Here is a 21,772-nt window from a genome sequence, read left to right as displayed (position 1 = left end):
AAGCCCCGTATCGAAATGCGGGAAGGTCAGCGGCCGCTAGGCCGCTCGCTGTGCCGAACACGGTCATTGAGTAGGAGCGAAGCCCCGTATCGAAATGCGGTCATTGAGTAGGAGCGAAGCGAGGAGTCATCGTGGCTGAATCCAGCGAGGTCGCGCGCTCAGCGAGCGACCTCATGAACATCGACGACGAGTTCAGTGCGGACGAGCTCGGGGTGCGTCAGCGCGTGCGCGAGTTCGTCGACCGCCGCGTCCGCCCGAACATCGCACGCTGGTTCGATGAGGCGGTCTTCCCCACGGAGCTCGTGCCCGAAATGGCTGAGCTGGGCCTCCTCGGGATGCATCTGCGCGGCTATGGCTGCGCCGGGAGCTCTTCGGTCGAGTACGGACTGGCCATGCAGGAGCTGGAGGCGGGGGACTCCGGCATCCGGACCTTCGTGTCAGTGCAGGGGTCACTCGCGATGTCGGCCATCTCGAAGCACGGGTCAGAGCAGCAGAAGCAGGACTGGCTGCCGCGGATGGCGAGAGGTGAGGCGATCGGATGCTTCGGCCTGACCGAGCCGACCGCCGGCTCCGACCCCTTGAGCATGGCCACCGTCGCGCGCCTCGAGGGCGGGGAGTGGGTGCTCAACGGCGCGAAGCGTTGAATCGGACTCGCCTCCATCGCCGATGTGGCTGTCATCTGGGCGCGGACCGACGAGGGAGTCCGCGGATTCCTGGTGCCGACGAGCACGCCCGGCTTCACCGCGACGCCGATCACGCAGAAGCTCTCGATGCGCGCCTCCATCCAGTGCGACGTCGCGCTGGTCGACGTGCGCCTGCCGGAAGACGCCGTCCTTCCGGGGGCGGTCGGCCTGCGTGGACCGTTCTCGTGCCTCAATGAGGCCCGCTACGGCATCGCGTGGGGAGCGGTGGGCGCGGCTCGGGACAGCTTCGACCAGGCGCTCGCCTACGCGCTCGAGCGGCGGCAGTTCGACAGGCCGCTCGCCGGGTTCCAGCTCACGCAGCGCAAGCTGGTGGACTGGGCACTCGAGATCCAGAAGGCGCAGCTGCTCGCCCTGCGGCTGGGCCGCCTGAAGGATGCCGGCACGCTCGAGCCGCACATGATCTCGGTCGCGAAGCTGAACAACACGCGGATCGCGATCGAGATCGCGCGCGAAGCTCGTGCGGTGCTCGGAGGCAACGGCATCACGCTGGACTACTCGCCCCTGCGCCACGCGAACAACCTGGAGTCGGTCCGCACCTACGAGGGCACCGATGAGGTCCACACGCTGATCCTCGGCCAGCGGATCACCGGCCTCTCGGCCTTCCGCGGCTGAGCTGTCGCGCGGGCTGCGGCATCCGGCGTGCACAACTGCGGGGATTTAGGGCGGCGCGCCGGTGGTAGTGCGGCGTGTTGGGCAGAATCCCCGCGGCTGTGTACGGGGTGAGGGGATGGGCCCGCCCGTGCGCGGTTGAGGCGGTGGGGCCGGATGCTGTGACGGGGCGGATGCGGTGACGCGGCGCGAGATCGCCCTCGCGCATGCTGTTGCGCCGGCTCCGGCATCCGGCGTGCATAACTGCGGGGATTACGCGCGGCGCGCCGGTGGTCGTGCGGCGTGTCGGGCAGTATCGCCGCGGCTGTGTACGGGGTGAGGGGCCGCCCCCGCCCGTGCGTGGTTGAGGCGGTGGGGCCGGATGCTGTCACGCGGCTGAGCTGTCGCGCGGGCTGCGGCATCCGGCGTGCACAACTGCGGGGGTTACGCGCGGCGCCGGTGGTCCGGTCGCGTGTCGGGCAGGATCCCCGCGGCTGTGCACGCGGTGAGGGGCCGCCCCCGCCCCTGCGCGGTTGAGGCGGTGGGGCCGGATGCTGTCACGGGGCGGATGCGGTCGCGCGGGCTGCGGCATCCGGCGTGCACAACTGCGGGGATTTCGCCCGACGCGCCGACGACGTGCCCGCGCGTCGCGCACATTCCCCGCCGCTGCGTACGGCCGGGTCGCGGTCAGCGGGTGCGCCGAGAGGACGGAGAACCGGACTGTGCCTTGTCGTCGGAGCTGGCGCCGGCGTCGTCCCCGTCCGCACTTTCACCGCCACCGTCGGCATCGGCATCCGCCCCCGCGGTCTCCCGGAGCCGCCGCCCCTCCTCGACGTCCTTCTCGTGCTGCTTCTCCTTCTTCTCGGTCTTCCGCGAGTCGCGGGGAGGCAGCTGGATGGTCTCTTCGGCCTCGATCCCGGCCTGCAGCTGGCGGCCGCGTTCGAGTTCGGCATCCAGTTCGGCACCGAACAGCAGCGCGAGGTTCGAGATCCACAGCCAGAGCAGGAAGACGATGATCCCGCCGATGGCACCGTACGTCTTGTTGTAGCTGGCGAAGTTGACGACGTAGAACCCGAACGCGAGGCTCGCCAGCGCCCACACGAAGAGGGCGACGAGGGCGCCGACGCTGATCCAGCGGAACTTCGGCTGCTTGACGTTGGGCGTCGCGTAGTAGAGAACCGCCACGATCACGACGGCGAGCACGATGACGATGAGCCACTTGGCGATGTCCCACACCACGACAGCCTGCGGCGGCAGTCCGAGCGCCTGTCCGATCTCACGCGCGACCGGTCCGGATGCCGTCACCAGAATCGCGCCGATGATCGCGGCGAGCAGTCCGATCACGGTGATGCCGAGCATCACGGGACGCAGCTTCCAGAACGGGCGGCCCTCATCGATCTCGTACACGCGGTTCATGGCGCGGGAGAAGGCGACGACATACCCGGACGCCGACCAGATGGCGCCCACGACGCCGATGACGAACGTCCATCCGGCTGCGGGCGACTGCGCGAGTCCCGACAGCGGCCCTCGGACCGCGTCGACCGTGTCAGCCGAGAGGAGTCCCGACAGGATGCCGAGCAGGAGGTCGGTCGTCTTCTCGGGATCGCTGAACAGCCCGAGGATCGAGACCACCGCGAGGAGCGCGGGAAACACCGCGAGCACGGCGTAGTAGGTGAGGGCGGCCGCGAGGTCGGTGGCCTCGTCCTCCGAGAACTCGCGGAGCGTCTTCTTGAAGACATAGCCCCACGACGGCTTCGTGATGTCGCTCAGCTCGTCGGGCTTGCGCGCATCGTCCGGCGCGGGGGCTGTGTCTTCACGCTCGTCGGATCGCTGGCTCGGCTTGACGTCCACGGGGCCCCCTCAGGCGCGGTTCAATGCATGGGCGAGCCACGCTATGCCCGATCGCGGGGCGTCGCGCGAGGGTTGACGTCGCTCGCCGCGTGTGGCATTGCGCTCCGGGAAACCCCTACTTGATCGAGCCCCGCGTGACCCCGGAGATCACCCAGCGCTGGGAGAAGATGTAGACGATCAGCAGCGGCGCCATCGCCATGAGGTATGACGCGAACGCCACGGTGTAGTCCGTGTTGAACTGCCCCTGGAACACGTACTGTGCGAGCGGGAGCGTTCGGGCGGACGGCGCCGTCAGGACGACGAGCGGCATGATGAAGTCGTTCCATGCCCACACGCAGGTGAGGATGCCCACCGTCGCGTTCATCGGCATGAGCAGCGGGAAGATCACCGACCGGAACACCCGCCACGTCGATGCGCCGTCGATCCTCGCCGCCTCCTCGAGTTCGATCGGGATCGATCGGATGTACGCGGTGTAGATGAAGATGTTGAGCGACAGCCCGTACACGGTGTACAGGATGATCATGCCGGCCTGGTTGTCGAGCCCGAGCAGTGCGGTCTGCTTCACGAGCGGGAGCATGATGATCGGGAATGGGATGAACAGCGCGGCGAGCAGGTAGAAGAACACGCCCTTGAAGAAGGGCCGGTGGATGTTCCGCGCCAGCGCGTAGGCCACGACCGAGCTCGTCAGCAGCGTGAACGCCACCGCGCCGACGGTGATGATCGCCGTGTTCGTCAGCGCCTGCGGGAAGTCGGTCCGCTCCCACGCTTCGGCGAAGTTCTCCCACCGGATGGGGTTGGGCCATTCGAAGCCCGTGCCTTCGGTCAGCTGCGCGGGAGTCTTCAGAGCGACCACGACCGCCAGATACATCGGGATCAGGATCGTGAGCGAGCACACCGCGATCAGCGCGGTCGCCCACCAGTTGGTCTTGCGGGTGTCGTCGTTCGCGCTGCCGCGCCTCGGACGGCGCTCCACGGCGGCGGTCGCATCTTCGAGTTGGACGGAGGTGTTGGTCATGCTGGTCATCAGAAATCGGCCTCTCTGCGCTGAAGGACCCGGAACTGCAGGAGCGACACGATCGTGATCACAATGAAGAAGATCACGGCGTTCGCGGATTGATAGGCGAATTCGCCTCCGCTGAATCCACCACGGAAGATCAGGAGCGTGACCGACTCGGTCGCCGTCCCCGGTCCGCCGTTCGTGAGGGCGACGATCGGGTCGAAGACCTGGAGGAAGCCCTTGAGGCTCAGCACGATGTTGATGGTGAAGAACGCACTGATGAGCGGGAACGTGATCGACCGGAACTGGCGCCAGGAGGTGGCCCCGTCGATGGCCGCAGCCTCGTACAACTCCACCGGGATCGTCTGGAGCCCGGAGAGATAGATGATGATCGAGAAGGCGCATGCCTGCCAGACAGCGAGGGCGACGATGGCCGTCCACGCCCATGTCTCATTCGTGAGGATGTTGTCGGCGAACAGCGGGATGCCGGAGAGGATCTTCGGCAGCGAGTTCGAGAAGAAGAACTGGAACACGTAGCCGATCACGAGGATCGCCAGCACGTAGGGGACGAAGTAGACCCCGCGCCAGAAGTTGGATGCCTTGATCTTGGCGTTCAGCCCCATCGCGATGGCGAGCGAGATGACGTTGGTGAGGATGGTCGCGATGATCGCGAACAGGAACGAGAATCCGTAGGCGTTGAGGACCCGGCTGTCCTTGAACAGGTTGAGGTAGTTCGAGATGCCGACGAAGTTCCAGTCGCCGTAGCCCGGATAGTTCGTGAAGCTGAAGAAGATGCCGATCAGCACGGGGAGGGTGTGGAAGAACGCGAAGGCGATGACCGCGGGCCACACCATCCAGTAATAGGCCGCCGGAGCTCTCCTGGCCTCCGTCCGGGTGCGGCGGGCCCGCTTCTTCACGTCGCCGCTCGTCGACGAGGCGCGCACGGCCTCGGTGAGGGTTGTCATGTCACTCTCCTGTCACAGGAATCGTGCGAGCGGCCACTTTCCGCCACTCGCTGTCGAGGGTTGCCAGCGCCGCCTCGGCGTTGCCGGTGAAGAGGAACTGCTGGTCGATCGCAGCGAGCGGGATGCTCGGGGGGATCTGGTGGTCGATGAAGCCCGTGATCTTCCCTTCGTCGAAGAACGGCTTGACCGACTGCAGCGACGGATCGTCGCTGATCTCGGTTCCCTTCACGGAGGGCACCATGTTCTGCGAGGCGGCGAACTCCTCGATGACGTCCTTCTCGAAGAGGTAGTCGATGAACCGCATCGCCTCCTTCTGGTGCGGCCCGTTCTTGCCCATCGTCACCGTGACATCGACGCCGGAGACGAGCAGCCGATCGTCCGGGTCATCGGTCGCGGGATACGGGAAGATGGCCGCCTTGATGTCAGGGTTGACCGCCTTGACGGGATTGATCGCCCAGATGCCCTGGAGGAGCATCGCGACGTCGCCGTTCGCGAACGCGGCGTTGCCCTCGTCGTAGGTCTTCCCGCGGTACCCGTCCTGCATGTAGGAGAACAGTTCGTATTGCTGGTCCATCGCCTCGGCGAAGTTCTTCTGGAACGACACCTCCGAGTCGGGACCGACGTTCTCGCCCTCCTCGCGCATCTTGTCCCAGAAATCGCCCTGCGAGGGGTACGCGCCGAGCGCGTTGAACGACGGCAGGCCCGTCCATGAGTCGGCGAGCGTCCCATAGAACGGTGTGATGCCGGCAGCTTGGAGGGCGTCGCACACGGCGATGAACTCGTCCCAGGTCTCTGGAACCTCGAGACCCTGCTGCTGGAAGATGTCCATGTTGTAGATCACGCCGTTGGCGTTGTTGACGTAGCCGAGGCTGTTGACCTCCCCCTCCTTGTTGCCGAGGTCGGCGAGGATCTCCTGCACGGCGGGGTTGATCGTCTGCAGCACCGGCTCGTCGGAGAAGTCGTAGAAGACGCCAGCCTGAGCGAGCTTGCCGAAGCCTCCGTTGGCATTGAGCGTGATGACGTCCGGCGCCTTGTCCTTCACGAGCAATGCCCGGATGAGCGTGTCGGCGTCGGCGACCTGGTTCTGCACGACGCGGATGTCCGGGTTCTCGGCCTCGAAGCCGTCGATGATGGCGTTGAAGTCCTCGAGGGCCTCTCCCTTGAACTGGAAGAAGTTGAGCGTCGTCACCCCGTTCGAGGGATTCGCGGAGCAGCCGCCCATGACGGCGGCCAATCCTGCGAGGGCCAGTGCCGCGGCGGGCCGGCCGTATCGGCGGGCTGTCTGTTTCATCGTGCGCCTCCTTGCGCGTGGGGGAGAGTGTCAGGCGAGGGCGGTCAGCTCGACGACTGTCGAGCGCTGGGGGAGCTGGACGGGGGGACGCAGCCCCACGGTGGCGAGTTCCCGCCCCGTGAGGACCGTCGGCTGGACGGCCCACTCGAGGGGGGACTGACCGGCATCGCTGTGCGGGACTCCGGCGGTCAGCACGTCGACGCGGTAGCGGCGGGCGGGATCGAGCCCCGGCATCCGGATCCGCCCCGGCGGGTAGGCGATGCTCGTGGTGACCTGCGTGATCGTGAAGAGAGCGGATGCCGCGTCCTCGGCGACGATGCCCCGCACGTCGACGCCGGGGTCGGTGCCGTCGACGTCGACTGTCCGGCCGCCGGCGATGAGCGGGCGGATGCGCTTGGCGATCGCGATCCACGAGGCCACCCGTCGTCGGACCTCGTCATCGGCGCTCGTGAGATCCCACTCGACTCCGAAGTGGCCGAACAGTGCGACGGCGGCGCTGAGGTCGAGGTCCACGGCACGGCCCGAGGAATGCACGACCGGGCTCGTCAGGTGCATGCCCATGAGCTCGGGCGGCACGACCAGCGCGGTATAGCGCTGGTTTGTGAGTCGCTCGAGAGGGTCGAGGCTGTCGCTGGTCCAGATCCGATCGGTGCGCTCCAGGATGCCGAGGTCGACGCGCGCTCCACCCGATGCGCAGCTTTCGATCTCGAGTCCGGGATGCCGGGCTTTGAGCTCGTCGAGGAGCCGGTAGACGGCGAGGGTATGAGCCCGTACCCGGGGGATGCCCTCCGGGCCGGAGCCGGCATCGACGAGGTCGCGATTGTGGTCCCACTTGAGGTACGCGATGTCATGCTCGTCGAGGATCGCGTGGAGACGCGCGGCGATATGCGCGTAGGCCTCGGGATGCGCGAGATCGAGCACCTGCTGCTGCCTGGCGGACGGCGGCAGCGCCATCCGGCCGCGCAGGATCCAGTCCGGATGCGCGCGGGCGAGCTCCGAGTCGGGGTTGACCATCTCGGGCTCGACCCAGAGGCCGAACTCCATGCCGAGGCCCCGCACGTGCGAGATGAGCGGGTGAAGGCCGTCCGGCCAGACGGTCTCGTCGACGTGCCAGTCGCCGAGCCCCTGGGTGTCGTCGCGGCGGCCGGCGAACCAGCCGTCGTCGAGGACGAACCGCTCGACCCCAACACCCACCGCCGCGTCGGCCAGGGCCGTCAGCCGCTCCAGCGAGTGGTCGAAGTAGACAGCCTCCCAGGTGTTGAGGGTCACGGGACGGGGGCGGCGCGGATGCCGCGGCCGGCGTCGCCATTCGTCATGGAAGCGGTGTGAGAGCTGGCTGAGCCCCTCGCCCCACGAGCCGATGACCCACGCCGATGACAGCGACTTGCCCGGCTCGAGGATCGCCTCGCCCGGACCGAACAGCTCGCCGCCGGCGAGGAACGCTTCTCCGTTCACGCTCCGCTCGGCGAGCGCCCGGTGGTTGCCGCTCCATGCCACGTGGATGCCGTGGACGCGTCCTGTCTCGAAGCCGAAGCCGGGCCGGCCGGCGGCCAGGAGCAGTGTCGCGTCGGCGCCCGGGCGGCCGCGACGGCTTTCGCGGAGGTGGGTGCCGAAGGTGAAGGGACGGCGCTGGGGTGTGCGTTCGCGCAGATGGTGGCCGGTGGTGTCGAGCAGCTCGGTCGCATCCCATGGCACCGGGAAGGCGAGCTGCAGGGCCTGCAGGGTGTAGGCGGTGTCGCCGGTGTTGCGCAGGCTCACGCGCTGGTGGAAGAGACCGCTCGGCCCCACCCGCAGTTCGACCTCTGCGGCGAGGCGGGCTTCGGAGTCGACGAGCGCGAGCACCGCGCGATGCTCGTTGGCCTGCAGACCGGCCACCTCGAACAGCGCGCTGAAGCCGGCGCCCGAGCGGTGCCCCTCGAGCGCAGGTGTGCCGAGCCAGCCCGACGCGGGAGTGGCGAGCATCGTGAGCCGGGGCGTGACGTCGAGGCCGCCCGAGACGCGCTGCGGCGTAGCCGCAATCGCCAGCGATCGCAGGGTCTCGTCGGTCGATCCGGTCAGCTCTTCGCCCCAGTGGATGATGGCCGGGCCGCCGAAGGCAGCGACGTCGATGACGACGCTGGTGCCCCCGCGGCGAAGGTGGAGGATATCCGCCGCGATGCCCGCGGCATTCTGCTCGACGTCGAGCGCTCGGTCCCTGGAGTGCATGGAGTTAGTTCTATCACGGAATTAAAGAATGAGGCAATAGGCTTCTAGGGCCAACTGGAGGGCACCAACGGCGACCATTCATGCCAGGATGGAATCAATAGGGGGTGCGCGACGATGCTGACCGACAGTGAGAAGGCTCTCGCGCGTGCGGTGCTCATCCACGGCCCGATCTCGCGCAGTGCCCTCACCACCCGGCTGGGGCTGTCGCCGGCGAGTCTCACCCGCCTCGCGAAGCCCTTTCTGGACCAGGGACTGCTGATCGAGCTCGATGACGCGGCAGACGGATCGGTGGGGCGCCCGGTCCGGCCGCTCGACGTATCCCCCGGCATCGGGACCTTCATCGGCGTCAAGCTCACGGGCGAGAGCGCCCACGTCGTGGCGACCGATGTGCGGGCGGCGCTGCTGGGCGCCGTCAGCCGGGATCTCCCCTCTCACGTGCCGGCTGAGGTGGCGGACGAGATCGCTGCGGCTGTCGGGGAGCTCGGGGTGACACAGCCGGTGGGGATCGGCGTCTCTCTCGGCGGAGCGGTCCGCGGAGGAAGCGTGGAGTTCGCGCCCTTCCTCGGGTGGGAGAACGTCGCCTTCGCGTCGCTCCTCCACCATGCGATGGGCGTTCCCGTGGCGCTCGAGAACGACGTGGTCGCCCTGGCCGAGGCCGAGCGCTGGTTCGGCTTCGGACGCGGCATCCCCGGATTCGCTGTCATCACGATCGGGGCCGGAGTCGGCTACGGGCTGGTGGTCCACGGGGAGGTCGTGCGCTCGCGAGAGGCGGGCCTCGGACTCGGAGGGCACCTGCCTCTCAACGCGAATGGTCCCGTGTGCCACATGGGGCATCGCGGATGTGCCGAGGCGATGCTGAGCTCCGGATCGATCGCCGGCCAGGTTTCGGCATCGCTGCAGCGTCCCGTCGACTACGAAGAGGCTCTCACGCTGGCGGCGGACGGCGAGCCCGCCGCCCGCACGGTCGTGGATGCCGCTGCCGATGCTCTCGGGCGCTTCGTCGCACTCGCCGCCAATCTCTCGCTGCAGCCGGCGGTCGTGCTCGCGGGGGAGGGCATCGGCCTGTTCGCCGTCGCCGAGGATCGGGTCCGCGAGGCGATCGCTGCGGACCGGGATCCGCGCGCCGAGGCCATCGAACTTTACGTCGACGACTCCGGATTCACGGCATGGGCCCGTGGTGCCGCGGCGGTCGCCATCCAGGCGTCGCTCGACCGCCTCCGGCTGGATTGACCCCTGCCGGTGACGACGAAGTGGCCGGCATCCGCGTCTCCGCGGACCACCGGCCACTTGTCAGATGTCACCTCCCCGCCTTGCGGCGGTTGCATCAGAGCGAGACACCACCCCGATCGACGTCGCCACGCCACGCGCCGGTCTCGCGACCGCGGTCCTCGATGAACTCCTTGAAGTTCTCGAGGTCCTTCTTCACCGCGTGCTTCGGCGCGCCCAGAACGGCACCCGCCTTCTCGATGAGACCCTCCGGCGACCAGTCGATCTGAGCTGTCACACGAGTGGTGTCCTCGTCGAGACGGTGGAACGTCACCACGCCCGCGTGCTCCGTTTCGCCGCCGAGGCTGCGCCACGCCACCCGCTCATCGGGATGCTGCTCCGTGATCTCGGTGTCGAACTCCCGCTCGAACCCGCCCACGTTGACCTTCCAGCGCACGTGGGTGTCGTCGAGCTGAGTGATCGACTCCACCTCCTCGAGGAAGTGCGGGAAGCTCTCGAACTGCGTCCACTGGTTGTACGCGATGCGCACGGGGACGTCGACGTCGATGGTCTCGATGATCTGCATACGTCAGCTCACTCCCGATCCCATGTCGGACTGGGCACGGGATGCTGCGCGACGCGTCTCGTCGGCGACCGTCTGTCCGCTGGACTTGGCGTCGTCGGCCACGGTGTGAGCGGCATCCTGCGCCGTTCCCTTGACAGACTCGACGGCTTCCTTGGCGGGCTCGCGAAGGTTCTCGCCGACCTCGCGGGCGGCGTCCTTGACGCCCTCCACGAGGGGCTGGGCCTTCTCTTCGACCGTCGCGGCGAGCTCGCGCTCCTTGTCCGACGGCGGGATCAGGGCCGACACGAGCAGGCCGACGCCGAAGGCGATGAGACCCGCGGCGAGCGGGTTGCCCTGCGCCTTGTTCGCAACCGTGTGTCCCGCATCGGCGACGGTGTGGCCGGCGTCCTTGATGCTGGACCCGGCGGCGTGCCCGGCACCCTTGACGGATCCCGCAGCGTCGTCGGCTGCTCCCATGACACGGTCCTTGACGGACGTGAGCGCCCCGACGAGCTTGTTCTTCTGGCGGTCGACGATCTTCGACGGGGTCACCTTGTCGGCGAGCGCGTCGACGTCCTGACCGAGCTCTCGCCTGGTCGACTCGATCTCGGCCCGGATCTCTTCAGCTGACTGGCTCATCGGTTCTCCTCATTTCTCTTCAGCGCCTCAGGGATCTCCTTCAAGGTGTCCACTGTCTGGGGCGCACCCTTGACGTTCTTCATGTTCTTGCGGCCCATCGGGACGAGAACCGCTGCGACGATGGCCCAGATGACACCCGTCACCACGCCCGACCAGCCATTGCCGATCAGCGTGCCCAGGGCCCACCAGAAGGCGATCGTGAGGAACAGGACCGCCATCATCGCGGCGTAGATCCCGGCCCCGAGCTCTGCCACGCCTTTGGCGGCCTCGGACGCGGACTCTCGCAGCTCGGCCTTCGCAAGCGCGAGCTCCTGCCGCATCAGCGTCGACATGTCGCTGGTGACCTCGCTGACGAGCTGACCGAGCGACGTGTTCGCCGCCTGACGCTCGGACGGTGTCTCCGCCTCACGCTCCGTCGATATCGCCGCCGGACGCTCAGACCGTGTCGCGTCGGTCATCCGGGTTCACCTCCCACTCGTCGCCGGACGCCGAGCCCAGACCCGACGTCTCGCCGATGGCCGTCGCGCCGCCCAGCCCGCCTGCGGCAAGGTCGGTGTCGTACGTGCCGCCCGTGGTTCCGGCGCCTGTCACTCCGGTGCCGACCCCGGTGGTGCCGTTTCCGGCCGTCGTGCCGGTGCCGTACGTACCTGTGCCGTAGGCGGTTGCGTCGTACACAGGCGTGCCGTACTCGCCGTACCCGGTTGTCAGCTGCCGACCGCTCATGTCGTCGTCAGGCGAGCCGGCGGCGACCGCACGTGTCAGACGGCCGACGACGACACCCGCGAGCGCCGCGACAGTGAGGAACACGACCGGACGACGCCGGGCGTAGCGCTTCACCTCGTCGAGGACATCGCTGGGATCGCGCGAGCCGAGCCAGGAGGCCGCTCCGTCGAGCCGGTTCGAGATGTCGCGGACGACGTCCGTCGCCATTCCGCGATTGCCGTCGGTGCGCCCCTCCGCGAGACCGCGCAGTTCGTCACCGGCCGAGCGCAGTCCGTCGGCGAGCTTCGTCTGACGGGTTGCGGCCTGGCCGCGCAGTTCCTGGCGGGCGTTGTCGTAGAGCCGTGTCGCCTGGGCGCGGGCCTCGCGGCCGACACCCTTCGCCTCTTCCTTCGCGGTTTCGACGACACCGGTGGCTTGGTCCTTCGCGGTGTGGGCGACGTTGCTCGCCTCCCGCTTGGCGGTGTCGGCCGCTCCGCTTCCCGTGCCGGTGGGCCCTGCTGATCCGGTCGCGCCGAGCGATCCGGTGGGCGTCGAGGTTGCGGCGGGGAATGCGTCCCCGCTTGTTGGCAGCGTGTCACGCGTTTCTGACATCGCCACTCCCTTCCATTCAGGCGGCCTCGGAGGCCGATGTGGGTCCAGTGAACGTGACTTTCCGTGACGCGGCGAAGGGCTTGCGCGTGGCAAAGGCGTGTGGCATACGCGAGACTTCGGACTGCCGTTCCGCGGCCGACCGGAGTACCGTGGAAAGGACGCCCCGCCTGACGGGCCGTTCTCCCGGCCCGCCGCGAGGAGATGATGCTGTGGGCAAGCTGACCTACGAATCCAGCATCCACGTGGAGTTCGACGACCGCGTCCTCGCACACCTGCAGATCGTGATCGGCTCGAAGCTGCGCCGCGGCGAGGCATTCCACTTCAGCTGGCGCGATGACGTCAGCGTGGGAGACGGCCGGACCACCATCTGGGTTCACCCGCGTTCCTCGCTGGTGTACAAGTACTACGGGAGCCGGCGGCCGACCATCAACCGGGCGTGGATCGACGCGCTCGCCCACACGGCGAACTCTCCGTCTGGCCTCTACCTCGTGCCGGAGCCGCCCCAGCCGGCCGAGCACGGTGCGCCGGACGCCCAGCATTCCGCGGAGCACCTGCACTGAGCGTGACGGTGGGGAGCCTTCCCCCCGCCGTGTCAACCCCCTCGCTCTTCTCGCCGAGGTGGCCCAGAGTCGAGCGTGGAGAGCCAGCAGAGCGGCGTCGACGGCGTCGCCGAGTGGAAGAGGCGAGGCATGGGCGACGTGAGGTCTCACACCGAACAGGCCCGCCCGGCGAAGGTCGATCCGGCCACGATGACGGGATCCGGCGCCCAGCCGATCCGGCCGGCGGATGACGGTCGCACCAGGATGACGCACTCATGGACGCTGGCCGGCAGGTGGCGTCAGAGCGGCGCCGATCGACATGAATGAGGGGCCCCCCGCTCGCACGGGAGGAGCAGCAGACGTCCTCCCGACGGGGCGCAGACGAAAGTGAAATGACGTGTCCACATCCATGGCCGAAGGGCCGCTGCACCAGCTCGAGCTCCTCCCACTGGGGGACGGAGCCTGGCGGCTGTTCGATCACAGCGTGGAAGGCGACGACCCCGCCAGCCTCGTCGCGTACGTCGAGCAGACCAGCTTGGGCGTCGAGGTCATCTGGCTCCGAGGTCACGGGGGCTCCACGCACTTCGAGGAGCTGAGCGACGTGCTCCGCGCCGCCGCGATGGATCTCTCCCTCGCGCAGGCGCCGCGCTCGACCCGGCCGATCGAGATTCCCCACTACGCGCCGCGCACGCCGCGCAAGGCGGATGCCGCTCCACAGCGAGCCGCGCATGCCATGCCGGACAGGCGGTTCGATGTCAACCCGATGGGCGGAAGTTCGGGCCGGCAATAGCGTCGCTGCCGAAAGCCGGGCCCCCGGCGGAAGGAGACCGCGATGAGCAGCGAGCCCACCGACCCTCGTGAGAAGCACACCGACCAGTTCGCCCCCGAGGCGCAGGATCAGCCCGCCCGCACCGACGAGATGCGCACGAAGCCGGACCACGGCGAGGACAGCTACCGTGGCGCCGGCCGGCTCCAGGGGCGCAAGGCGCTCATCACCGGCGGAGACTCCGGCATCGGACGTGCCGTTGCGATCGCATTCGCCCGCGAGGGCGCCGACGTCGCCATCGCGCACCTGCCCGAGGAGATCGAGGATGCCGACGACACCGTGCGGCTCATCGCCGACGCCGGCCGTCTCGGCGTGAGCTTCGCCGGCGACATCCGCGAGGAGCGCTTCGCGACTTCCATCGTCGACGACGCGGTGAGCGAGCTCGGCGGCCTCGACATCCTCGTCCTCAATGCGGCCTATCAGAAGGATCGCGAGGGCCTCGAGACGCTCGAGACCGAAGAGTTCGATCGCGTCTTCAAGACGAACCTCTATGGGCTGCTCTTCTCCGCACGCGCCGCTGTGCCCCACCTGAACCCCGGCTCGTCGATCATCGTCACGGCGTCGATCCAGGCGTTCAATCCGTCTCCTGGGCTGATCGACTATGCGATGACGAAGGCCGCCCAGGTCGCGTTCGTCAAAGCGCTCGCCCAGCAGCTCGGGGAGAAGGGCATCCGGGTCAACGCTGTCGCACCGGGACCGGTGTGGACACCCCTCATCGTGGGGACCGGGTGGGATGCCGAGAAGGTCGAGACGTTCGGCCAGGACACGCCCCTCGGGCGGGCGGCGCAGCCGGCCGAGCTGGCCGGGGCCTATGTCTACCTCGCCTCCGAAGCCGCATCGTACGTCTCGGGAGCCGTGCTCCCGGTGACAGGCGGTAAAGGCCTCTGACATGTCCCACCGGCGCTCGCCCAGCCGGTTCCCCCGCATCCCCGTCCTCGGGGGTGCGGTCCTCATCGCCATCCTCTCCGGATGTGCGCCGGTGGTGTCGCCCGATCCGCAGCTCGTCGCCCTGCAGGAGCGTGCGCTCAGTCTCACGCGCTCCGCGCAGCTCGGCGAGGAGCTGCGCGGAGACGGGCGCCTGTTCACCACGACCACGGCGGCGCTCCTCTCCGGGATGGAGGAGAAGCTCGCAGACGTCACGCGCGAGGCGGCGCTGCACCAGCCCGCGGACGCTGAGGACGCCGCCTATCGCGACGAGCTGCTCGACGCGAGTCTCGCCGCACTCGACGCAGTGCAGTCCGCTGACGCGGGTGACGCCGGGGCGGCCGATGAGCTGGATGCCGCTGCGGAGCGGCTTGCCCGGCTGGGCGACGGCTCATGAAGCGCGTCTTCGCCGTCGCACTCGGCATCCTCACCGCCATCGGCGGGTTCGTCGACATCGGCGATCTCGTGACGAACGCCGTCGTCGGCTCGCGCTTCGGTCTGGGCCTCGTGTGGGTGGTCCTGGTCGGCGTCGCCGGCATCTGCCTCTACGCCGACATGGCCGGCCGCGTCGCCGCGATCAGCGGCCGCGCCACCTTCGAGATCATCCGCGAGCGCCTGGGGCCACGGGCGGGGCTCGCCAACCTCTCGGCCTCGTTCCTCATCAACCTGCTGACCCTGACCGCCGAGATCGGCGGCATCGCGCTCGCGCTCCAGCTCGCGGCCGGCGTCGGACCGGGGATGTGGATCCCCGTCGCACTCTTCGCCGTATGGATCGTGCTGTGGCGCGTCAAGTTCTCCATCATGGAGAACGTCGCAGGCCTCCTGGGCCTCTCGCTCATCGTCTTCATCGTCGCGCTGTTCCTGCTGAAGCCCGACTGGGGCAGCCTCGGTGCGAGCGCGATCCAGCCCTGGCGCATCGGAGCCGAGAGCCCACTCTCCTACTGGTACTTCGCGGTCGCCCTCTTCGGCGCGGCGATGACGCCCTACGAAGTCTTCTTCTTCTCCTCCGGCGCGCTCGAGGAGAAGTGGACGACGAAGGACCTGGGCGTCGAGCGCGCCAATGTGTTCATCGGCTTCCCCCTCGGCGGCGTCCTGTCGATCGCCATCGCGGCCTGCGCCGCGGTCGTGCTGCTCCCGCAGGCGATCGAGGTCGAGACCCTCTCGCAGATCGTGCTCCCCGTCGCGGAGGGCGGTGGGCAACTCGCCCTCGCCTTCGTCATCGTCGGGATCCTCGCCGCGACCTTCGGCGCCGCCCTGGAGACGAGCCTGTCCAGCGGCTACACCCTGGCCCAGTTCTTCGGCTGGAGCTGGGGCAAGTTCCGCCGGCCCGTCCAGGCGGCGCGCTTCCACCTCGCCATGATCGTGTGTCTGCTCGTCGGCGGCGGCATCCTGCTGACAGGGGTGGATCCGATCGCCGTGACAGAACTATCGGTCGTCTTCTCCGCGGTGGCCCTCCCACTCACCTACTTTCCGATCCTCGTGGTGGCCAACGACCCGGACTACATGGGCGACCGCGTCAACGGGCGGATTCGCAATGCGCTCGGCGTGCTGTTCCTCGGGATCATCCTCATCGCCGCGGTCGCTGCCGTCCCGCTCCTGATCGCATCGGGGATGGGCTCATGACCCGCGCGCGCCGGCCCCAGCATCCGCTCGACTGGTACCGGGACCCTGACGGACGTGCCGTCGATGCCCGGCTCCACCTGCTGGACCGCCAGATCCTGGATCAGGACGACGCACCGGTGAGCACCGTGGATGACGTCGAGCTCACCGGGCTCGAACGCGATGCGCCGATCGACCACGACGCCGCGCCGGTCGTGGCGGCGATCCTCATCGGCGCGGCCGTGCTCCCTCGCATCGTGGGCGGGCACGTACCGCGATCGCGATGGGAGCGCGTGCCGTGGGAGATGGTGTCCACACTCGACGCGGCGCTGCACCTTCGAGTGAAGGCGGACGATCTCGACGCGTCGTGGGTCGAGCGCATGGTCCGCGACCGGATCATCGGGCGCATCCCCGGAGGCCGCCATGCTCCTGAGTGAGCTTCTCGGATGCCGGGTCCTCGCGCCCCGCACGGGTGAGATCGGACGGGTGGTCGACGTGCGATTCCGTCGCTCCGCGCGCAGGGGCGGGAAGGAGGGCGAGCTCGAGCTCGTCGCGCTCATCGTGAGCCCGCACAGCCGCCAGTCCTTCTACGGCTACGAGCGAGGGCGGGTGAAGGGCCCGGCCGTGGTCGCGGCCATCATCCGGCGCCTGCATCGCGGATCGCGGATCGTGCCCTGGGAATGCATCCAGAGCGTGTCGGAGGGCGAGGTGCGGCTGGGCGTGGAACCGCCCGTCATCCCGCTCGACATCCGTCTCCCGATCGACGATCACTCCGCCGGAGCCGGTCCGGAAGCCGGCGACCCGAGTCGCCTCGGAGGCTAGGCGAACCCGAAGACCAGCGGGAAGGCGACCACGACGATCGCCGCCCATGCCAGGTAGACGGGGATGTACGCGGTCTGCCAGCGCTCGACCCGCCCGAAGGCGGCCTTCCCGCGGACGAAGCGGAATTGGAGCCAGGCGGCACCGGAGAGGTTGACCAGCAGAATCAGGTTGAGGCCGAGTGACGCCAGCTTGTTCGGGCTCGCGCCGTACTCGCCGATCCGGCTGATCATCGCGATGAGGACGATGAGATCGACCACGAGTGCCGCTGCCACGAGGAGCAGCTGCAGACGCTCGAACCAGCCCGGGGGCCGCGTGGGATCGTGGGCGGACAGCGAGTAAAGCAGCAGCCCGAGCACCACGATCAGCACGAGGTCGAAGATGATCAGCAGGTCACGCTGGTCGAACTCGATCTCCTGGGCGCCGAAGACCGCGGCCTGGAAGATCGCGGCGATGATGAGCGCGAGCAGCAGTGCCGTGAACAGCGGGGTGAAGAGCTTCGTCAGCACCGGCGCGATGTTCTCGATGACGCTCTGCTTCGCTTCGACCAGCCATCCCGCGATCACCACGGCACCCGCGAGCCCGCACGGTATGAGCCACTCGCCGACGAACCACGAAGCATCCACTCCGATCGTGCTGAACACCCCCATCGTCAGGGCGGCGAGCACCCCGCCGCCGAGGGCGATGAGCACCAGGTAGACGAACCATTCGCCCGTGAACCGGATGAAGTCCATCCGCGCGCGGTCGGAGCGCCACTTCCCGTCGACGTATGCGATCCCGGTCGCGATCCACAGCAGCACGAGCGAGTGGATCACCGCCAGCGGAAGCGTCGCCCCTTCTGGTGTGAAGGGGTAGAGGTTCAGCACGAGCGCGGTCGCGGCGAACGGGGCGGCGACCGAGACGATCGTGGCGATCCCCGACCGGTGGCGGACCAGGAAGTAGGCGGCCAGGAAGGGCAGGATGAGGAGCGCCAGGTTGCGCGCGTAGAACTCCGGATCGCCCTGGATCGTCAGCCCGAACAGGGCCGGGATCTTGACCACGAGTGCGGCGGCGACACCCAGTCCGATCGCGAGAGCGAGGCCGTTCCGGCGGGCGGTGCCGGCCTCGTCGTCGTCGGCGACGAGCTGCTTCCAGAGCCGGTCGGAGTGCTCGCGGGCGAACTCCCGCGACAGCTCGTCGATCCTGCCCATCCGGCTGACCGCGACGAGGAACGCCTCGTCGCCGGAGAGGCCGGATGCCTCGAGCCCGTCGATCTGGTCGCGCAGGTGTCCTTCCAGCTCATCCACGTCGGCCGGGGCGATGGCGTCGCGGTGGACGAGATAGCTGCGCCACTGCTCGATCTGGTCTTCCACGCGGTCGTCCCTCCGGGTCATCTCACGCGCCCCCGAGCGCCAGCGCGGGACGAGTGTCGCCGCGCTCGTTCCACACCTGCTGCAGCGTGCGGCTCACGACGGCCCACTGTCGGCGCTGCTCTGCGAGGACGGCTTCGCCGCTGCCGCTCAGCCGGTAGTGCTTGCGCGGCCGGCCGCTCGGAGAGACGCCCCAGGTCGACTCGATGTGACCGAGGCGCTCGAGGCGGTGGAGCAGGGGATACAGCATCCCGTCGCTCCATTCGAGCTCGCCGCCCGAGAGCTCGCCGATCCGGCGCAGGATCGCGTAGCCGTACGACTCGCCGTCGGCGAGGATGCCGAGCACGAGCGGCGTCGCGGTCGCCGCGACCAGATCCTTGCCGATGCGCATCGCGCCTCCATACCTTGAGCTGCTATGTACCTAGAGGTACAAGGTACACGGCACGGTGCCCGAGGCCAACCCCGGCCGTGGATACCGCGGCGGTGGACTCGCGAACCCATGAGTTGTTGCCCAGCCCATGTGAAACAGTGCATGGGCTCGGAAGGAACTGATGGGTTCGCCAGTCCGGAACGTGGCGTCAGCCGTCCGTACGTGGCAACGTGGGCCACGTGGACCCCATCGTCGCAACGCTCGTGATCCTGGTCCTCGCGATCATCGCCTTCGTCAGCAATCGCATTCCGCTCGGCATCGTCGCGATCGGAGTCTCGGTCGGGCTGTACTTCACCGGGGTCCTCACCCTCACCGAGGCCTTCGCGGGTTTCGGAGACCCGACGGTCATCTTCATCGCGGCGCTGTTCGTCGTGAGCGAGTCGCTCGATGCCACGGGGGTCACCACCTGGGCCGGGCAGAAGGTCATCGCCCGCGCCGGTACGAAACGGCGCAGCCTGCTGCTCATCATCGGCCTGCTCGTCGCCGCCGTGTCGGCCCTGATCAGCGTCAACGGAGCGGTCGCCGCGCTCCTGCCGCTCGTCGTGGTGGTCGCCGCCCGCGCCGGCCTGCCGCCGTCGCAGATGCTGATGCCGCTCGCGTTCGCGGCCAGCGCCGGATCGATGCTCCTGCTGACCGGAACGCCCGTCAACATCATCGTCTCGGACTTCGCGGAGTCCGCGGGCGCACGCGGCTTCGGCTACTTCGAGTTCGCGCTGGTCGGCATCCCGCTCGTGATCGGCACGGTGCTCTTCCTGACGTTCTGCTCGAGGCCGCTCCTGCCGGTGCGCGTGGGGTCGCACATCCCGCTCGATCTCGTGCGCCACGCCCGCCTTCTTCGCGGCCAGTACTCGGTCGACCTCGACACCCGGACGCTCGTCGGACCCAAGAACGGCATCACCGAGATCCTCGTCGCTCCCCGCTCTCCGCTCATCGGCACGCGGATCTTCACCGGCATGGCCACGCCCCAGGGCGACCTCGTGGTGCTCGCCGCTCGCCGGGGCGACACCCAGCTCAAGGGCGATGTCACGATCCAGGTCGGCGATGCCCTGCTCATGCAGGGACGCTGGGAAGATCTGGCCAGCCACGCCGATGAACCCGGGGTCATCGCCGTGGACTCGCCGCAGCTGCTGCGGCGGTCGGTGCCCCTCGGCCGCGGCGCGAAGCGCACCCTGATCATCCTCGCGGTGATGGTCGTGCTCCTGGCGACGGGCATCGTGCCCCCCGCCATCGCCGCGCTGCTCGCCGCGTGCGCGCTGGTGCTCAGCCGCGTCCTGACCGTGTCGCAGACCTACGGGTCGATCTCGTGGACCACCGTCGTCCTCATCGCCGGGATGATCCCGCTGTCGACGGCCTTCACCAAGACGGGGGCTGCGGATCTCCTCGCCGGGGGCCTGCTGTCGATGATCGGGGACTCGGGGCCCTACGTGGCACTCGCCGCCCTCGGGGTCCTCACCCTGGTGCTGAGCCAGCTGATCAGCAATGCCGCGACGGTGCTGATCCTGGCGCCCATCGCGATATCGCTCGCCGCGGCGATGGACGTCTCGGTGCAGCCGTTCCTCATGGGGCTCGCGGTCGTGGCCGCGGCGGCGTTCCTCACGCCCGTCGCGACTCCGGCCAACCTCATGGTGATGGAGCCGGCGGGCTACCGATTCGGCGACTACTGGCGGCTGGGCCTGCCGCTGTCGGTGTTCTTCCTCGCGATGGGCGTGTTCTACGTTCCGCTGATCTGGCCGTTCTGACGAAAGCAGCCCGCAGCGTCTGCCCGAAGAGCGGAGATCTGCCGAAGAGAGGGCGAATCGGGCGGAAAGGCCCTCTCCCCGGCAGATCTCCTGCTGCGGGCGGGAGACTCGTCGTTACGCCGCCGACCAGCCGCCGTCGCTCGCGAGGGTGACGCCGTTGATGTTCACGCCGTCGTCGCTCAGGAGGAAGGTGATGGATGCCGCGAGGGCCTCGGCCTCCGCTGCCTCCGGGAGGATGGTCATCGCAAGCTGCACGCGCTCGGCGCCCAGGGGAGACGCGAAGGTCGCCTCGATGTTCGTGATGGTGGGGCCGGGAGCGACCGCGTTGACGCGGATGCCGCTCGGGCCGTACATGAAGGCGCTCGACTTGGTCAGGCCCACGACCGCGTGCTTGGACGCCGTGTACGCCGCGCCGGCGGCCGAGCCGCGAAGCGCCGCCTCGGAGGCCGTGTTGACGATCGAGCCGTAGCCCTGCGCGAGCATCGCGGGAACGACGGCGCGCATCATCTTCATGGTTCCGGTCACGTTGACGTTCATGACGCGCTCCCAGACGGCGTCGGTGAGCTCGCCGACGGGCGTCATGTCGTCCATGATCCCCGCGATGTTCGCGAGGGCGTCGATCGTGCCGCCGGCCGCCTCGACGATGCGGGCGATGCCGTCGTCGCTGGTGATGTCGGCGACGATGCAGGCGACGTCGGCGGCGGCGTGCGCTGCGACGAACTCGTCCAGGCGCTCCTGGCTGACGTCCACGGCGACGACGCGGCCGCCCTCGCGGGCGATGCGCGATGCGGTGGCGCGCCCGATGCCCGAGCCGGCACCGGTGACGATGACGGTCTTGCCGGTGAATCGGCCCTGGTCGATGCGCTCGCTCCACTCGCGCTGGGGAACGGAGGGGGCGGATGCCGGAGCCTCGGCCGATGCGTCGGCGGCGGGCGCACCGCCCTCGGGCACCTCACCCGCGGCGGCCCGACGGACGAGTTCGTCCAGCAGCTCCTGCGAGAAGGCGCCGCGGCTCATCTTCACCAGGCGCTTGATGGCGAGCCGGCTGACGGGGCGGAAGACATCGGGGCTCTGGCCGCTCTCGGCGAGCATGCTGCGCAGCAGCGCGCCTCCCACCGGGTCGGCGAGCCAGGTCGAGATGGAGGAATCCGCAGAGAGTGCGGTTCGGGTGTCAGTGGTCACGTTCGGGTCCTTTCCATTACCGGACAACCTTGTCCGGTAA

At 68.7% G+C, this 21,772-nt stretch carries 21 protein-coding genes and 1 pseudogene; 10 read left to right on the top strand and 12 right to left on the bottom strand.

Translation table 11 applies throughout. The annotated features are described in order from the left end of the window. The first annotated feature begins 173 nt into the window (after positions 1 to 173). Positions 174 to 1,316 (top strand): annotated as a pseudogene (locus tag AC1DP3_RS00355) (acyl-CoA dehydrogenase family protein). Positions 1,317 to 1,979: 663 nt separating this feature from the next. Here AC1DP3_RS00355 and AC1DP3_RS00350 read toward each other — a convergent pair. From AC1DP3_RS00350 to AC1DP3_RS00330, 5 genes are all read right to left on the bottom strand, one after another. Further along, complete coding sequence (locus tag AC1DP3_RS00350; RefSeq protein WP_477290131.1) at positions 1,980 to 3,143, bottom strand: YihY/virulence factor BrkB family protein; 1,164 nt, start codon at positions 3,141 to 3,143, stop codon at positions 1,980 to 1,982. A gap of 115 nt (positions 3,144 to 3,258) precedes the next feature. Continuing rightward, on the bottom strand, positions 3,259 to 4,167 hold the full coding sequence (locus tag AC1DP3_RS00345) for a carbohydrate ABC transporter permease (protein ID WP_477290129.1): 909 nt from the start codon (positions 4,165 to 4,167) through the stop codon (positions 3,259 to 3,261). Further along, positions 4,167 to 5,105 (bottom strand): carbohydrate ABC transporter permease, encoded by a 939-nt coding sequence (locus AC1DP3_RS00340; protein WP_477290127.1) that lies wholly within the window; start codon positions 5,103 to 5,105, stop codon positions 4,167 to 4,169. The genes AC1DP3_RS00345 and AC1DP3_RS00340 overlap by 1 nt, the downstream gene beginning before the upstream one ends. A gap of 1 nt (position 5,106) precedes the next feature. Then, a complete protein-coding gene (locus tag AC1DP3_RS00335) occupies positions 5,107 to 6,396 on the bottom strand; it encodes an ABC transporter substrate-binding protein (RefSeq protein ID WP_477290125.1) in 1,290 nt (429 codons plus the stop codon). Positions 6,397 to 6,426: 30 nt separating this feature from the next. After that, positions 6,427 to 8,601, bottom strand: a complete 2,175-nt coding sequence (locus AC1DP3_RS00330; protein WP_477290123.1) for an alpha-galactosidase — start codon at positions 8,599 to 8,601, stop codon at positions 6,427 to 6,429. Positions 8,602 to 8,715: 114 nt separating this feature from the next. On the opposite strand from AC1DP3_RS00330, the gene AC1DP3_RS00325 reads away from it, so the two are divergent. Further along, a complete protein-coding gene (locus AC1DP3_RS00325; RefSeq protein ID WP_477290121.1) occupies positions 8,716 to 9,831 on the top strand; it encodes an ROK family transcriptional regulator in 1,116 nt (371 codons plus the stop codon). A gap of 94 nt (positions 9,832 to 9,925) precedes the next feature. On the opposite strand, the gene AC1DP3_RS00320 is transcribed toward AC1DP3_RS00325, so the two are convergent. From AC1DP3_RS00320 to AC1DP3_RS00305, 4 genes are read right to left on the bottom strand one after another with little or no spacing between them, the layout of a single operon-like run. Further along, positions 9,926 to 10,393 carry an SRPBCC family protein gene (locus AC1DP3_RS00320; RefSeq protein WP_477290119.1) on the bottom strand — a complete coding sequence of 156 codons (468 nt, stop codon included), beginning with the start codon at positions 10,391 to 10,393 and terminating at the stop codon, positions 9,926 to 9,928. A gap of 3 nt (positions 10,394 to 10,396) precedes the next feature. After that, positions 10,397 to 11,011, bottom strand: coding sequence for a DUF3618 domain-containing protein (locus AC1DP3_RS00315; protein ID WP_477290117.1), 615 nt, complete (start codon positions 11,009 to 11,011; stop codon positions 10,397 to 10,399). Then, positions 11,008 to 11,469 (bottom strand): phage holin family protein, encoded by a 462-nt coding sequence (locus AC1DP3_RS00310; RefSeq protein WP_477290115.1) that lies wholly within the window; start codon positions 11,467 to 11,469, stop codon positions 11,008 to 11,010. The genes AC1DP3_RS00315 and AC1DP3_RS00310 overlap by 4 nt, the downstream gene beginning before the upstream one ends. Continuing rightward, positions 11,447 to 12,325, bottom strand: coding sequence for a hypothetical protein (locus tag AC1DP3_RS00305; protein WP_477290113.1), 879 nt, complete (start codon positions 12,323 to 12,325; stop codon positions 11,447 to 11,449). Before AC1DP3_RS00305 ends, AC1DP3_RS00310 begins: the two co-directional genes overlap by 23 nt. Before the next feature lie 209 nt (positions 12,326 to 12,534). On the opposite strand from AC1DP3_RS00305, the gene AC1DP3_RS00300 reads away from it, so the two are divergent. From AC1DP3_RS00300 to AC1DP3_RS00270, 7 genes are all read left to right on the top strand, one after another. Continuing rightward, a complete protein-coding gene (locus AC1DP3_RS00300; protein WP_477290111.1) occupies positions 12,535 to 12,885 on the top strand; it encodes a DUF7882 family protein in 351 nt (116 codons plus the stop codon). 376 nt (positions 12,886 to 13,261) lie between these two features. Beyond that, positions 13,262 to 13,654 (top strand): hypothetical protein, encoded by a 393-nt coding sequence (locus AC1DP3_RS00295; protein WP_477290109.1) that lies wholly within the window; start codon positions 13,262 to 13,264, stop codon positions 13,652 to 13,654. A gap of 42 nt (positions 13,655 to 13,696) precedes the next feature. After that, positions 13,697 to 14,578 (top strand): SDR family oxidoreductase, encoded by an 882-nt coding sequence (locus AC1DP3_RS00290; RefSeq protein WP_477290107.1) that lies wholly within the window; start codon positions 13,697 to 13,699, stop codon positions 14,576 to 14,578. 1 nt (position 14,579) lies between these two features. After that, positions 14,580 to 15,011 carry a hypothetical protein gene (locus tag AC1DP3_RS00285; RefSeq protein ID WP_477290105.1) on the top strand — a complete coding sequence of 144 codons (432 nt, stop codon included), beginning with the start codon at positions 14,580 to 14,582 and terminating at the stop codon, positions 15,009 to 15,011. Beyond that, the gene (locus AC1DP3_RS00280; RefSeq protein ID WP_477290103.1) at positions 15,008 to 16,237 is read left to right on the top strand and encodes an NRAMP family divalent metal transporter; all 1,230 of its coding nucleotides are present in this window, start codon (positions 15,008 to 15,010) and stop codon (positions 16,235 to 16,237) included. The genes AC1DP3_RS00285 and AC1DP3_RS00280 overlap by 4 nt, the downstream gene beginning before the upstream one ends. Next, on the top strand, positions 16,234 to 16,650 hold the full coding sequence (locus AC1DP3_RS00275; RefSeq protein WP_477290101.1) for a hypothetical protein: 417 nt from the start codon (positions 16,234 to 16,236) through the stop codon (positions 16,648 to 16,650). The genes AC1DP3_RS00280 and AC1DP3_RS00275 overlap by 4 nt, the downstream gene beginning before the upstream one ends. Further along, positions 16,637 to 17,035, top strand: coding sequence for a PRC-barrel domain-containing protein (locus AC1DP3_RS00270; protein WP_477290099.1), 399 nt, complete (start codon positions 16,637 to 16,639; stop codon positions 17,033 to 17,035). Before AC1DP3_RS00275 ends, AC1DP3_RS00270 begins: the two co-directional genes overlap by 14 nt. On the opposite strand, the gene AC1DP3_RS00265 is transcribed toward AC1DP3_RS00270, so the two are convergent. Both AC1DP3_RS00265 and AC1DP3_RS00260 read right to left on the bottom strand, forming a co-directional pair. Then, a complete protein-coding gene (locus tag AC1DP3_RS00265) occupies positions 17,032 to 18,384 on the bottom strand; it encodes a permease prefix domain 1-containing protein (protein ID WP_477290097.1) in 1,353 nt (450 codons plus the stop codon). The two genes, AC1DP3_RS00270 and AC1DP3_RS00265, sit on opposite strands and share 4 nt — an antisense overlap. 22 nt (positions 18,385 to 18,406) lie before the next feature. Further along, positions 18,407 to 18,772, bottom strand: coding sequence for a PadR family transcriptional regulator (locus AC1DP3_RS00260; RefSeq protein WP_477290095.1), 366 nt, complete (start codon positions 18,770 to 18,772; stop codon positions 18,407 to 18,409). Positions 18,773 to 18,990: 218 nt separating this feature from the next. On the opposite strand from AC1DP3_RS00260, the gene AC1DP3_RS00255 reads away from it, so the two are divergent. Next, positions 18,991 to 20,550 (top strand): SLC13 family permease, encoded by a 1,560-nt coding sequence (locus tag AC1DP3_RS00255; RefSeq protein ID WP_477290093.1) that lies wholly within the window; start codon positions 18,991 to 18,993, stop codon positions 20,548 to 20,550. Positions 20,551 to 20,664: 114 nt separating this feature from the next. Here AC1DP3_RS00255 and AC1DP3_RS00250 read toward each other — a convergent pair whose 3' ends face one another. Continuing rightward, positions 20,665 to 21,732, bottom strand: a complete 1,068-nt coding sequence (locus tag AC1DP3_RS00250) for an SDR family NAD(P)-dependent oxidoreductase (protein WP_477290091.1) — start codon at positions 21,730 to 21,732, stop codon at positions 20,665 to 20,667. Positions 21,733 to 21,772 lie beyond the last annotated feature (40 nt).

The organism is Microbacterium sp. P5_B6, from assembly GCF_056400345.1.
The sequence above is the reverse complement of the archived record's forward strand: the minus strand, read 5'-3'. Positions and strand labels throughout refer to the sequence as shown.